Annotated in this window: 15 protein-coding genes; 9 read left to right on the top strand and 6 right to left on the bottom strand. The window is 34.1% G+C overall.

The window, feature by feature from the left end; all coding sequences use genetic code 11:
* Positions 1-148: 148 nt before the first annotated feature.
* Entirely contained in the window at positions 149-3124 is a 2976-nt protein-coding gene (locus tag DFQ02_RS03405; protein ID WP_116039564.1) for a leucine--tRNA ligase, read from the bottom strand.
* A 237-nt stretch (positions 3125-3361) separates the two neighbouring features.
* Here DFQ02_RS03405 and DFQ02_RS03400 point away from each other — a divergent pair, with 237 nt between their 5' ends.
* From DFQ02_RS03400 to DFQ02_RS03390, 3 genes are all read left to right on the top strand, one after another.
* A complete protein-coding gene (locus DFQ02_RS03400; RefSeq protein ID WP_116039563.1) occupies positions 3362-4273 on the top strand; it encodes a DMT family transporter in 912 nt (303 codons plus the stop codon).
* A 95-nt stretch (positions 4274-4368) separates the two neighbouring features.
* A complete protein-coding gene (locus DFQ02_RS03395; RefSeq protein WP_116039562.1) occupies positions 4369-5247 on the top strand; it encodes a cell division protein FtsX in 879 nt (292 codons plus the stop codon).
* A gap of 117 nt (positions 5248-5364) precedes the next feature.
* On the top strand, positions 5365-5619 hold the full coding sequence (locus DFQ02_RS03390; protein WP_116039561.1) for a DUF3098 domain-containing protein: 255 nt from the start codon (positions 5365-5367) through the stop codon (positions 5617-5619).
* Positions 5620-5665: 46 nt separating this feature from the next.
* Here the strand turns inward: DFQ02_RS03390 and DFQ02_RS03385 are convergent, their stop codons facing one another.
* The gene (locus DFQ02_RS03385) at positions 5666-6790 is read right to left on the bottom strand and encodes a glycerate kinase (protein WP_116039560.1); all 1125 of its coding nucleotides are present in this window, start codon (positions 6788-6790) and stop codon (positions 5666-5668) included.
* A gap of 76 nt (positions 6791-6866) precedes the next feature.
* Here DFQ02_RS03385 and uppP point away from each other — a divergent pair, with 76 nt between their 5' ends.
* The 3 genes from uppP (at position 6867) to DFQ02_RS03370 (ending at position 9144) form a co-directional block, all read left to right on the top strand.
* Entirely contained in the window at positions 6867-7661 is a 795-nt protein-coding gene (gene uppP / locus DFQ02_RS03380; RefSeq protein WP_116039559.1) for an undecaprenyl-diphosphatase UppP, read from the top strand.
* A 3-nt stretch (positions 7662-7664) separates the two neighbouring features.
* Positions 7665-8378 carry a tRNA pseudouridine(55) synthase TruB gene (gene truB, locus DFQ02_RS03375; RefSeq protein ID WP_116039558.1) on the top strand — a complete coding sequence of 238 codons (714 nt, stop codon included), beginning with the start codon at positions 7665-7667 and terminating at the stop codon, positions 8376-8378.
* Between the two features lie 106 nt (positions 8379-8484).
* Positions 8485-9144 carry a hypothetical protein gene (locus tag DFQ02_RS03370; protein ID WP_220340193.1) on the top strand — a complete coding sequence of 220 codons (660 nt, stop codon included), beginning with the start codon at positions 8485-8487 and terminating at the stop codon, positions 9142-9144.
* Here DFQ02_RS03370 and DFQ02_RS03365 read toward each other — a convergent pair.
* Entirely contained in the window at positions 9128-9745 is a 618-nt protein-coding gene (locus tag DFQ02_RS03365; RefSeq protein WP_116039556.1) for a thioredoxin family protein, read from the bottom strand. The two genes, DFQ02_RS03370 and DFQ02_RS03365, sit on opposite strands and share 17 nt — an antisense overlap.
* Before the next feature lie 89 nt (positions 9746-9834).
* On the opposite strand from DFQ02_RS03365, the gene DFQ02_RS03360 reads away from it, so the two are divergent.
* From DFQ02_RS03360 to DFQ02_RS03350, 3 genes are read left to right on the top strand one after another with little or no spacing between them, the layout of a single operon-like run.
* Positions 9835-10401 carry a DNA-3-methyladenine glycosylase I gene (locus DFQ02_RS03360; protein WP_116039555.1) on the top strand — a complete coding sequence of 189 codons (567 nt, stop codon included), beginning with the start codon at positions 9835-9837 and terminating at the stop codon, positions 10399-10401.
* Positions 10402-10417: 16 nt separating this feature from the next.
* Entirely contained in the window at positions 10418-10966 is a 549-nt protein-coding gene (locus DFQ02_RS03355; protein WP_147297725.1) for a hypothetical protein, read from the top strand.
* Entirely contained in the window at positions 10947-11630 is a 684-nt protein-coding gene (locus DFQ02_RS03350; RefSeq protein WP_116039553.1) for a DUF2490 domain-containing protein, read from the top strand. Before DFQ02_RS03355 ends, DFQ02_RS03350 begins: the two co-directional genes overlap by 20 nt.
* 18 nt (positions 11631-11648) lie before the next feature.
* Here the strand turns inward: DFQ02_RS03350 and aat are convergent, their stop codons facing one another.
* The 3 genes from aat to DFQ02_RS03335 form a co-directional block, all read right to left on the bottom strand.
* Entirely contained in the window at positions 11649-12278 is a 630-nt protein-coding gene (gene aat, locus DFQ02_RS03345) for a leucyl/phenylalanyl-tRNA--protein transferase (RefSeq protein ID WP_116039552.1), read from the bottom strand.
* Between the two features lie 163 nt (positions 12279-12441).
* On the bottom strand, positions 12442-12819 hold the full coding sequence (locus DFQ02_RS03340; protein WP_116039551.1) for a DUF3127 domain-containing protein: 378 nt from the start codon (positions 12817-12819) through the stop codon (positions 12442-12444).
* A gap of 26 nt (positions 12820-12845) precedes the next feature.
* Entirely contained in the window at positions 12846-13718 is an 873-nt protein-coding gene (locus tag DFQ02_RS03335) for a flavin reductase family protein (RefSeq protein ID WP_116039550.1), read from the bottom strand.
* Positions 13719-13897 lie beyond the last annotated feature (179 nt).

Below are 13897 nucleotides of genomic sequence, written 5' to 3'. Positions count from 1 at the left end.
TTATCCAAATATGAAAACCTGAAATAACACTTCAACTGCGCTCAGTGTAACAAATAGCTGTTGTTTCGAACGCAGTGAGAAATCTCAATTAACAGATTTCCACGTAGTGTCCACATCATAGAGACTCCTCTAGAATGATGTTCTTTTGTTACCCTACTATATTCACAATCTTACCAGGTACTACAATCACCTTTTTAGGAGTACGCCCTTGTAATTGATCTTTAGTTTTCTCAAAATCTAAAACGGCTTTTTCTATATCCTCTTTACTCAAATCTAATGGTAATTCCATGGTGAAACGCATTTTACCATTAAACGATATAGGGTAATTTTTGCTGCTCTCTACCAAATGACTTTCATCAAATTTTGGAAAAGTTGCTATTGAAATGGACTCTGAATTTCCTAAGGCGCTCCAAAGTTCTTCGGCAATATGCGGCGCATAAGGAGATATTAAAACCAATAAAGGCTCTAAAATAGCTTTGCTGTTGCACTTTTGCGCTGTTAATTCATTAACCGCAATCATAAAGGTGGATACGGAGGTATTGAATGAGAAATTCTCAATATCTTCCTCTACTTTTTTAATGGTTTTATGAAGTGTTTTTAAACTGTCTTTTGAAGGTTCTTCATCAGTAACTTTTAGTCCGTTATCATCAAAATACAGTTTCCATAACTTTTTTAAGAAAGAGTGCACTCCTGTAATACCAGCAGTATTCCAAGGCTTGTATTGTTCTAAAGGCCCTAAAAACATTTCATATAAACGTAAACTATCTGCACCATAATCCTCACAAATATTGTCTGGGTTGACGACGTTGTATTTGGATTTGGACATTTTTTCGACTTCACGACCAACTTTAATCCCCTCTCCTAAACTTATAAATTCAATAATTCTAGCTTTCTTACTATCTGAATTTGGATATTTCCATTTATAAAAATTCTCAATAATTAATTTATCAGAATTATCAATAGCATTAACAGGAACAATAGTTTTATGAACTGAAAATGTCTCTTCAATTATTTCACTTTCTTTTACATCATGATATTCATAACCAAGCATGGTTTTATCACGTAAAAGTTTTTTATACTCTTCCTTTAGTTCATTATTAGCATCAACTGAATCTATTGGTACAAAGTAAGTTATTGCTTTTGAACCAGTGCCCGCTGGAGTATTAAACTTTATTGCACAAATTGCCATGTTAATATAACCACTAGTCCCCAAAATCATCCCTTGGTTAATCAGTTTTTTAGCATACTCATCATGGTTGACATAGCCTTTATCGAACATAAACTTTTGCCAAAAGCGAGAGTATAATAAATGTCCCGTGGCATGCTCTGAACCACCGATGTACAAATCTACTTGTTGCCAATAATTAATGGCTTCTTTTGAAAAGATGGCCTCCTCATTATGTGGATCCATATAGCGGTTAAAGTACTGGCTACTTCCAGCCCAACCTGGCATGGTATTTAATTCCAAAGGGAAGACGTTCTCATTATCGATTTCATCATTTGACACTACTTCCGCCTTGAGGCGGTCCCAAGCCCAAACGGTGGCATTTCCTAATGGAGGCTCACCGGTTTCGGTTGGTAAATATTTTTCAACTTCCGGCAGTTCAATGGGTAAATGTTCTGTAGCAATCATTTGCGGTAAGCCATTTACATAATACACCGGAAATGGTTCTCCCCAATAGCGCTGACGACTGAATACCGCATCACGCAAGCGGTAGTTAGTCTTTCCTTTGCCTTGTCCAATTTGCTCCAATTCGTATATAACACGTTTGGTAGCCTGTTTATAGTTCATGCCGTTAATAAAATCACTATTGGCAATAATCGTCTTATCTTTATCGGCGAATGCTTCTTCAGAAATATCAACGCCCTCAAAAATATTAGGAATGTCAATCCCGAAATGTTTTGCAAAATCGTAATCACGTTGGTCACCACAAGGCACCGCCATAACCGCACCGGTTCCGTAACTTGCTAACACGTAATCGCCAGTCCAGATGGGAATAAGTTCTTTTGTAAACGGGTGTTCTGCATATGCTCCTGTAAACACACCAGAAATGGTCTTTACATCTGACATTCTATCACGTTCACTGCGTTTAGATGTGGCCTCAACATAAGCCTCTACTTCAGCTTTTTGCTCAGGCGTTGTGATTTTGGAGACTAAATCATGTTCTGGAGCGAGTGTCATAAAACTGACTCCAAAAATGGTGTCGGGGCGTGTGGTGAAAACTTCAATAGTTTCGTCGTGTCCATTAATATTAAAAGTAACTGAAGCTCCAACCGATTTTCCTATCCAATTACGTTGACTTTCTTTTAATGAATCGGTCCAATCAATGGTGTCTAATCCTTGAAGTAAGCGTTCAGCATACGCCGAAATGCGCATACTCCATTGTGTCATTTTCTTTCTGATAACGGGATGGCCGCCACGCTCTGAAACACCATTGACGATTTCATCATTTGCTAACACAGTTCCTAAAGCGGGACACCAGTTTACTTCAGTTTCGGCCAAATAAGTTAAACGATATTGAAGTAGTATTTTTTGTTTTTCTTCAGAAGAGAAGTTTTGCCAATCTTGAGCAGTAAAATTTGAAACGTCATCGTCACAAGCAGCGTTGACATTGGTATTACCTTCGGCTTCAAATATTTTGATTAAATCTGAAATATCTTCAGCCTTACTAGTATCATAATTAAACCACGATTCGAATAATTGAATGAAAATCCATTGGGTCCATTTGTAATATTTAGGATCTGAGGTTCTCACTTCACGAGACCAATCGAAAGAAAACCCAATTTGATCTAACTGACGGCGATAAGTTTTTATATTTTCAGCGGTTGTAATGGCAGGGTGCTGTCCTGTTTGAATAGCATATTGTTCTGCAGGCAAACCGAAAGAATCATACCCTTGGGGGTGCAATACATTAAAACCTTTATGACGTTTATAACGTGCATAAATATCTGAAGCAATATAACCTAGCGGATGGCCTACATGCAACCCCGCACCACTTGGGTAAGGAAACATATCTAACACATAGTACTTAGGTTTCTCACTATTATTCTCAGCTTTAAACGTTTGATTCTCCGCCCAGTATTTTTGCCATTTGGCTTCTATCTCGTTGAAATTATATTTCATAACTATTTTAAAAAAATTAACGTCATTGCGAATCCCGATGGCTATCGGGAGAAGCAATCTAGCAATTTAAAACATTACCACGTTGTTTTGCTTCTTGTAATGACGGCTTCAAGGGTGCAAATTTAAGCTTTAAATAGAAATATGTGTGTTTAATCCCTAAAAAATGGAACGCCTAAATATTTGTAAAATAATAGGTTTACTTTTGAGTTTTAAATTCCTTTGGATAAAACTTAAACATTGCGAAGTCATATTATAAAAGCACATTTGGCGCTGTTTGCAGGTCATGTTATTTATGCCGCAAATCATTTTATTGCCAAAGACATCATGCCCGAAAAAGTCAACCCTAATGCACTGGTTATTTTCAGAGTGGTTGGTGCTGGTTTACTTTTTTGGGGTATCAAGTTTTTTATTAAGGAAAAAGTAGCAAAAAAAGACTTTTTTAAACTGGCTTTGTGTGGTTTATTTGGAGCCTCCATGAATCAATTGTCTTTTTTTCATGGCCTTAATTTAACATCACCCATAGATACATCAATAATAATGACATCTGCCCCTACAGTTGTTTTTATTATGAGTGTTATCGTTTTAAAAGAACGGGTAACAGGAGCTAAACTATTGGGGCTTAGTATTGGCGCTTTGGGTGCCATCAGCTTAATTTGGTATGGACAGGTTTCAGAGAACAACAGTTCATTTTTAGGGAATCTTTTTATTTTTATTAATGTACTATTTTATTCGTTATATCAAGTCATTGTAAAACCACTCATGCGAACTTATCATTTCATAACGATTATAAGTTGGGTTTTTCTATTTGGGTTCATATTCGTAATTCCTTTTGGCTTAAAGGAAGTTTTTTACAATACAAACTACAGCGCTTTTGATCTCAATACAAATATGGCTATTGCTTACATTATAGTATTTACAACCTTTTTTACTTTCTTATTTAATATTTATGGCTTGCGACAAGTATCTCCTGCGGTGGCTGGGAGTTATAGCTATGTTCAACCTGCGGTAAGTTTCATTATTGTTCTTATACTATCCTTCGTTTTCCATAATGACATTTATAATAAAGATATTGATTTTGTAAAAATCATTAGTTGCTTTTTGGTTATTATTGGGGTTTATCTTATTAGCAAAAAACCAAAAGGTGGTTAAAAATAAAAGCCTGAAACAACAATACTAAAATGTTTTGGTTTATATAAATAGACATGTCATTTACTTTATTATTTTTACATGATTAATTGTAATTTATGAGTTCTTATTACGAAAAGCAACAAAAGCGTCGACTGATTTCTTCCTATTTTTCTGTAGTGTTGAGTATTGCTTTGGTACTGTTTTTATTGGGCTTACTAGGAATGCTGCTCTTAAATGCGAAAAAAGTTTCAGACCATTTTAAAGAACAAGTAGTGGTTACCATTTACTTAAAAGAGAATGCTAAAGATGTTGAGGTAAAACAACTTGAAAAGAGTTTGGCAATGAGCGATTACGTAAAATCTACCGAATTCGTTTCTAAAGAACAAGCGGCTGAATTTATGAGAGCCGAAACCGGAGAGGATTTTATGGATTTTGTAGGCTATAACCCTTTACAAAATTCTATTGATGTATACTTAAAGGCAGATTATGTTACTACCGAACATCTTGAAAAGGTGACTGCAGAAGCCATGAATAAAAAATTTGTTGAGGAAGTAAGTTACGATAACGACCTAGTAAATCTGATGAATGATAATGTAAAAAAGATAAGTTTTTGGGTTTTGGTTATAAGTGCTTTATTTACTGTAATAGCCGTTTTATTAATAAATAGTTCGTTAAGATTATCGGTTTATTCTAAACGTTTCACGATTAAAACCATGCAAATGGTTGGTGCCACAAAACAGTTTATACGCAAACCCTTTATTTGGAAAAGTATTCGTTTAGGAATCATTGGAGCTACTTTGGCTTTAATAGGAATGGCAATTGTATTCTATTATATTAACCAAACTTTCCCTGAATTGGAGTTAATGGCTAATATTGTTTTAGTTATCCTCTTATTTGTGGTTGTTTTTGCACTTGGTATTATCATCACTTGGATAAGTACTCATGTTGCTACGCAGCGCTTTTTAAATTTAAAAACAGACGAACTTTATTATTAGTTAGATAAATGCCGGATGACATCAGACCGAAGACCAGAGATATCCTGTAAATTAGAAATCCATTAACATATTTATTTTAAATAAAAGCTTTAATTTGCACTTATTCTATTTGAAACTATGGGAGAAAAAAAACGAAAGGAGAACGCTAAACCAATATTTATTTTTGGTAAAAAAAACTATAAATTCATGTTTATAGGCTTAGGGTTTATTGCTCTTGGTTTTATTTTAATGACTGGTGGCGGTAGTGATGACCCAAATGTTTTTAACCCTGAAATTTTTTCTTGGAGACGCATCCGTTTAGCACCTGCCTTAGTACTTATTGGTTTTGGTATTCAGATTTATGCTATTTTGTTGAACCCGGATAAGAAGTAGTTCTCAACACAATTTCTCATACTTCTAAATCAGCTAACTGCCAATATCATTTTATTTTTGCGGCAAACTCTTCAGCAATTTGCTTCACATAGCCATACCCATTTTGCATAGCATCTTCCAAAGACTCTGCTCTTTTAATCACTGCGTCTAAGTAGTTTATTCCCATAGTGAACATTTCTTCTTCCGAAATATCAATGGCCCCACAAAATGCGGCTACTTTAATCTTTTGAGCTTTTGCAGACGATAAAATGCCTTGAATAGTTTTTCCGGACAAGGTTTGAGAATCTAGCTTCCCCTCGCCCGTAATTATCCAATCGGCTCCAATAATTTTTTTATCAAATTGGGCCAATTTTTTTATCAATTCAATACCCGGCATCAACTCACCTTTTAAGAATACTTTAGAAGCAATTCCCATCCCGCCAGCCGCTCCTGCTCCTTTCACAGATTGCGGATTTACATTAAAGGTTTCTTCTATTATTTTAGAAAAATCGGTTAAACCTTTATCTAACATTTTTACATCCTCCTTGGTAGCTCCCTTTTGTGCTGCGTACACGCTAGCAGCACCATGCTCTCCATATAACGGATTTGTGACATCACAAGCCACTTGAAAGTCTATCTCATGTAGCTTAGGATTAACATTAGAGACATCTATAAATTTTATTTTGGAAAGATTTTCACCAATAGGATTTACCTCAGAATTATTTTTACCTAAAAACCTGTAACCTAAAGCTGTTGCCATACCAATGCCACAGTCATTGGTTGCACTACCACCAATCCCCAAAATTATTTTAGACGCCCCTTTTTCAATGGCATCCACTATCATCTCTCCCGTACCAAGTGTAGTCGCATTTTTGCAATCAAATTGTTCTTGCCTTAACAACTTTACCCCAGAAGCTTCGGCCATTACAACAAATGCCGTTTTAGATTTTTCTGAGAACAAATAAGTAGCCTGGACAGGTTGAAAAAAAGGATTGTTGACAATTACTTGAATCTCTTTTCCTTGCAGATAGTAATTGATAACCTCAATAGTTCCATCACCTCCATCAGCAAGCGGCAGTGTAATTATTTCAGCATTAGGTAAAACAGCTTCTAAACCTTTCGATACGGCATCACAAAACTGCAATCCGGTTAGAGAATTTTTAAACTTATCTGGGGCCAATACTATTTTCATAGTTTCAAAATTATTAATAAATCATTAATACTCTTAAGAGGCTCGGATTATATTCCTATTTTAATATTTTTGCGCCATGGATATTATCGACTCAATTATATTAGGAATCATTCAAGGCCTTACTGAATTTTTACCCGTTTCTTCAAGTGGACATTTGGAATTGGGGAAGGCTATTTTAGGAGATCATTCTGTCCCCGAAGAAAGTTTATTGTTTACCGTAGTGCTTCATTTTGCCACAGCTTTGAGCACGATTGTAGTTTTTAGAAAAGACGTATTGGATATCATTAGAGGTTGTTTAAAGTTTAAGCGGAATCAAGACCTTCAATTTGTCTCAAAAATTGCTATATCTATGATTCCTGCAGTTATTGTTGGAGTTTTATTCGAGGAGCAATTAGAATCTCTTTTTGATGAAAATATACTATTAGTTGGATTTATGCTTATTATAACGGCTTTATTGCTCTACCTTGCAGATAAAGCAAAAGACACTAGTAAGAAAGTAAGTTTTAAGAATGCTTTTGTTATAGGTATATCGCAAGCTATTGCTATGCTGCCTGGTATTTCGCGCTCTGGAGCTACTATTTCAACATCTGTTTTGTTAGGGAACGACAAAACCAAAGCAGCGCGCTTTTCATTTTTAATGGTTGTACCATTGATTTTTGGAAAAATAGCTAAAGATATTTTGAGTGGAGAAATATCTACAGAAAGCCAAAATTTCACAGCATTATCTGTTGGTTTTATTGCGGCTTTTATTTCGGGATTATTTGCTTGTACTTGGATGATTACCTTGGTTAGAAAAAGTAAGCTATCCTATTTTGCTATTTACTGTTTAATTGTTGGAGTTATTGCTATTATTGTTTCAATTTTAAATTAGATAATGACTGCTGAAGACTTCCTTTCCGGACAGATAATACTTATTGATAAACCTCTTAACTGGACCTCATTTCAAGTAGTTAATAAACTGCGTTGGGAAATAAGACAAGCCTTTAATATCAAAAAAATCAAGGTAGGACATGCTGGAACTTTAGATCCTCTAGCCTCTGGTTTATTAGTAATCTGTACTGGAAAGAAGACAAAAGAAATTAGCACCTACCAAGGCCAAATAAAGGAGTATACAGGAACTTTTGTTTTGGGTAGCACTACACCGTCTTATGATTTGGAAACCGAAATCAATCAACATTTTCCAACTGAGCATATTACTGAAAGTTTAATTTTTGAAACTACCAAACAATTCATTGGACATATAGAACAATATCCGCCTGTATTTTCTGCTATAAAAAAGGATGGAAAACGTTTGTACGAATTTGCGCGAGAAGGTAAGGCGGTTGAGATAAAATCAAGAATTGTCCATATCTCTGAGTTCGAAATCACAAAAATTGATATTTCCAATTCAAAAAAAACAAGTAGCATTATTGTTGAATTTAGAGTGGTTTGTAGCAAAGGTACTTACATACGTTCTTTGGCACATGATTTTGGGAAAGCACTAAATTCTGGTGCTCATCTAGCGGTATTAAGACGCACCAAAATAGGTGATTTTAGCATAGATAAAGCCGCAACCATAGAAGACTTCATAAATAGTTTAAAAGACTAAACTCTATTTTTTTGCGTATATTGGGTGTAGAATATATAAATAATTGCGTCTCTCAGATCAACATAAAGCCCTACTTATAACGTTTCTGATTGCGGGAACAGTGGTAATGTTAGTTTTTAGTTTAAGCCTTAAACAAAAACAAAAAGGCATTGCCGAAAGCTACTATGAAATTGAACCCGAAGAGGAACTTACCGAAGAAGAATTAAAAGTTATAGAAGCTTTAGAAAAGCTTAATAATTCTAAAGCAGAAACCAATGCGGCTTTTAATCAAAATAAAAGTGCCAACAAATTTGCTCAAGCTTATAAAACCATTGCTCCCCCTGAAGATTACGTTCCCAACACTAGTGATTTTAATAGCGATGAAACATTAAACAGCTTAAAAGACAAATATAAAAACGAGCATAAAGATGAATTGGATAATGAAGCATTGTCTAAATTTGATAAGGCTAATGATGTTTTAAAAAAGCAGTTAGAGGAAGGTAATAATAGTAAAAGCACTATTGGTTTTTCTTTAAAAGGAAGAACTAAAGTTCACATACCCATACCCGTTTATCTTTGTGAGAACAGTGGTACAATTGTAGTGAACATTACAGTAAACGCTCAAGGCAGTGTAGTTGACGCCTATGTAAATACTACTTCAAATTCTGAAAATGAATGTTTAATTGAACATGCTCTTGAATATGCTAAGGAATCTGTTTTTAGTGGTGATGCTTCAAAAGTTTCCCAAATAGGGTCTATCACATTTAATTTTATTGGCAAAAACTAGGTTGAAATCGGCATAACATTTCGGTAATATCTTCAACTATTGTCATCCCTCTATCATTGTTGTACCAATGTTGTAAATCTTCCTTAAACTGGGGTGTTAAAGCTCCATTTGCAGCTTTAAATCTATTTACATAACCTGTTGCCTCACTTGGTCTAGGTCCGTAAGTATCTAGCACGGTACCACTTTCGTCATCAATCATTATTAGTTTAGGAACTGCTTGATTACCGTCTGTTAAAAACATATTTATAAGTTCCTTATTATTATCTCTAATAACTATGTGCATTGTTATTTTGGGATTCATTTCAGCTATTTTATTCAAAGCTGGCATTACGTGAGCAGCATCACCACACCAACTTTCTGTAATTACTAGCCATGTAACATCTGTTTCAAAAGTCATTAAACGCTTTTTAGCCTTTTCGCTAACCTTTAATGTTTTATCCCAGCGTTTCATACGTCTGTTATTTAACTTGGTAAAATTAATACGTGTGTCACTTTTTTCATCACCCGTAGTTTCTCCATGCTCTGCCAAATGAGTCATTAAGGTACGATAAGACTCATATGACATACTATTTTCTAATGCTGCTTTTATAATGGTATTCATGATATGAACTTTTGATAACGGTACAAATTTAGTATCTTGGGTTTCCTAATAAGATGATATTTGTCATAAGGCAAGAATAAAACTTACATATGCCCGAAAAACATAGATGTACTTGGTGCAAAGGTGATCCACTTTATGAAAAATATCATGATGAAGAATGGGGTGTTCTTGTTTATGACGACAATAAATTATTTGAATTTTTAATTCTTGAAACCTTTCAAGCAGGGTTAAGTTGGATTACTGTTTTAAGAAAACGCGAGAATTTCAGAAAAGCTTTTGATGATTTTAATTATAAGACAATTGCTAATTACAACCAAGATAAAATAGATACTTTATTGCAAGACTCTGGAATTATTAGAAACAGATTAAAAGTAAACGCAACCATTAGTAATGCAAGGGCTTTTATTGAAATACAGGAAGAATTTGGTAGTTTCGCCAAATACATATGGGGGTTTGTTGATGGTAAACCCATTAAAAACACCTTTAAATGTTTAAATGATATCCCAGCAAATACCCTTTTAAGTGACTCTATAAGTAAAGACTTGAAAAAGCGCGGGTTTAAATTTGTAGGCACCACAGTTGTTTATGCACACATGCAAGCAACAGGTATGGTAAACGATCATACAATCAATTGTTTTAGGTACAATGAGGTATAGTATTATATTTTTTTTAATGTTTATTTCTTTTTCTTTTTCGCAAACTAAAAACGAAAAAGAAGAACGTATAAAACCTTCTGAATTTCCAGAAATAGCTCAAAATTATTTTAATACCATTTCTGACAAAGTAAAATATCTAAAGTTTTACAAAGAAACAGATGGCATGAAAAAAAGTTATGAAGTTAAATTTAAGTACAATAAACAACACTACAGTGTAGAGTTTGACACTATTGGAAATCTTGAAGATATAGAAATTGTAATAAGAGAAAAAGATATTCCCAAAATTGTATTACACAATATTTCAAAACATTTCGATAAAAATTTCGAAAAGGCTAGATTTATAAAAATTCAAAAACAATTTATAAATACTACTCAAAAAACTGATAAGCAATTTATAGACTACATATTAAATAAACCAAATAATAAACACACTCATTTTGAAATTATAGCCGAAATAAAAACAAAAAAACACCATCAGTTACGTGAATTAACATTTGACAAAGATGGAACCTTTGAAAAATCAAGAATAGTCACCTCCGCTTCTTATGAGCATGCATTATATTAAGTCTACACTTTATTTAGCCCTTTTTTTAGTAAATTTTATCGCCTTCTCTCAAGATAATTTCAATGTTTTGGGTGAGTCTTCGGTGGCTTTAAACCATAATGTGTCTCAAAACTATAGTGTAAATTTTGCTTTTAGGAGTAGATATTTTCTTCATGAAGATTATGTTACTTACAAGCAGCAGCAAATAGACTTTTTTCATTTTTCAACATTCAAGTTAAATTATGTGCACAATCTTAGTTTTGGTGTTTATTATAGAAATCGAGATTGGTTTGAAACTGGTAGTGACGAGCTACGCTTTACCCAACAATTCAATTATACCCATCAACAATTAGGTGTACGCTACGGACATCGTTTTAGGTTAGAGCAGCGAATATTTGATAGCTTTACTTCATTTAGGCAACGTTATCGTTTTGCAGTAGATTTTCCTTTAAATGGTGAAAAACTGGATATTGGAGAACCATATTTTATTGGTAGCACAGAGGCTTTATTTAGTGTTAGTAAAAAACAAAAGTCGCTCATAGATCAACGTCTTACTACGCAAATTGGTTGGCAAATTAATGAGAAATTAAAACTACAAACTGGTTTAGAATATAGATTAGAGGGCTATAATGCAGTTGCAAGAAATAGCTTGTTTGTGTTGTCTGGCGCTATTTGTAAGCTCTAGAAGTTTCTAAAATTAAAATCAAACTTTTAAATAAGATAAAAATTTGGCTCTTGATATATCTTCGGCTCCTAAACTACCTAAATGGTTGGTGTAGACTTGACAATCTATAAGTTTGTAGTTAGTGTTCTGAACAAAACTAATGAAACCAACTTTACTTGCATTACTCACTTTAGAAAACATGCTTTCTCCACAAAACACACCATTGTTTAAATCTACTCCATAAAGCCCTCCAACTAATTCATTATCTTTCCACACTTCAATAGACTTTGCGTAACCTAATTTATGTAGTTCAGTATACGCTTCAATCATGTTGCTGGTAATCCAAGTTCCTAATTGACCTGCTCGGTTTATTTTAGAACATTCTTTAATAACGTCTTTAAAAGCTTTATTTACAGTAAGTACAAAATTAGAGTTTCTAAGCAGTTGTTTCATGCTTTTTGATACCTTCAATTTTTCTGGAAACAACACAAATCTAGGGTCTGGACTCCACCAAAGTAAAGGTTCTTCAGATTCAAACCAAGGAAAAATACCAGACCTGTAGGCTAGTAACAAACGCTCAACAGATAAATCTCCTCCTATTGCCAATAAACCATCAGGTGTAGCTTCATTTACATTTGGAAACCATAAATCCTCGTTTAGGAAATACATTTTTAAGATTTCTTAATAGATACTTTTAAAAAATCAAACTTTTCAACTGTGCAAAAATAATAAACCTCAACAAAACTTTGTTGAGGTTTAACTAATCCTTCACGCTTTCAATTTTAAAACTAAAAGCCGTCTATATTTAAAAAGAGACGCTTAAAAGGTACTTTTAAAACGGTAAATCGTCGTGCTCATCTTCGTTTAATTCTCCAGCAGGCTCAAAGGCATCCATTGGAGGTACAGGAGGTACATTGCCAGAAGCAGGCTCCTGTTGCAAGGCTTCAATACGCCAACCTTGAATAGAATTAAAATACTTAGTTTCACCCTGAGGATTCACCCATTCTCTACCACGTAAATTGATGTTAATTTTTACTTGTTGACCTACTTGATAGTTATTCAATAAATCCGTTTTATCTTGAACAAATTCCACCATAATATGTTGTGGATATTGCTCTTCTGTGGTTACAACTACTTCTCGTTTTCTAAACCCATTAGCCCCAAAGGTTTGAGTTTCTCCAATAACTTTAATTCTTCCTTGAACTTCCATTAATTTCTATTTATATCTAATTACACTTATTTACTTAACAATATTTTCCAAGCACTATCTACATCACCAAAGCTTAAATAATTACGCGCCAACTTGTGTTTGTCTCTTTGTGAGGTTATTTTTTTAGTATTACGATTTTTAGCTAATTCGTTCATGAATTTTTCTACTTCTGTATCGGTTGGCAACGCCTCAACATTGCCTAACATTCCCAGATCGTTTCCTGTTAAAACCATACTATTCTTAATATCCTCTGGCATATTGTCTACCCCTATCCCTAAGGCAGATATAGGCTTAGGTATTTCAAAAAAGCCTTCTTTGGCTCTGCTGTAAAAACTTCCTCCAGCACGTGCTACCAAATCTAATTTGGTTTGATTTATAGTGCTATCATCATTCAAAATAGCGTCATCAATATGAAACTTAAGCACCTCACAGATGACTAAATTTCCTGCACCTCCTTTTTCAGCCAAAGCCACCACACTATTTACTTTACATTCAAACTGAACGGGTGATTCTGCCACTCTAAATGGTTTGACTAAATCAGATTTCAGCATAGTTAAACCTGCTTTATCAAATTCATTAACACCTTTAGGGTATTCTGAACTACTCAACGACATTTGATGCACTATATCAAAATTCACCACATTTATGACTACTTCTTTAGTTGCTTTAACATTGTCTAAAGTGTGCTTTGTAGTGTTATTTCTAACCCGCCTTGACGGTGAAAAAACCATCACTGGTGGATTGGAACTAAAAACATTAAAAAAACTAAAAGGCGATAAATTTGGAACTCCTTTTTCATCAACCGTACTTGCAAAAGCTATTGGTCTGGGTGCAACAGCACTTAGTAAATAACTATGCAATTTACCAGTTGTCAATTCTTTTGGTTCAAATGACGCCATGAAACGCTTTTAGTTTCAACAAAACTAATCAAAAAAAAGCTGAAAAGTTAAACTAATTTTCAACATTGGTTTGTCGCTGTCAATAATTTAGAAAACACAAACTATCAAAGTAAATGTAACCAATATCACGGGCAATCAAAAACCGATTTACTAACAACTAGCACAATAATATTAACAGA

It is taken from the genome of Seonamhaeicola aphaedonensis (genome assembly GCF_003386195.1).
GTDB classification, from domain to species: Bacteria; Bacteroidota; Bacteroidia; order Flavobacteriales; family Flavobacteriaceae; genus Seonamhaeicola; species Seonamhaeicola aphaedonensis.
The sequence above is the reverse complement of the archived record's forward strand: the minus strand, read 5'-3'. Positions and strand labels throughout refer to the sequence as shown.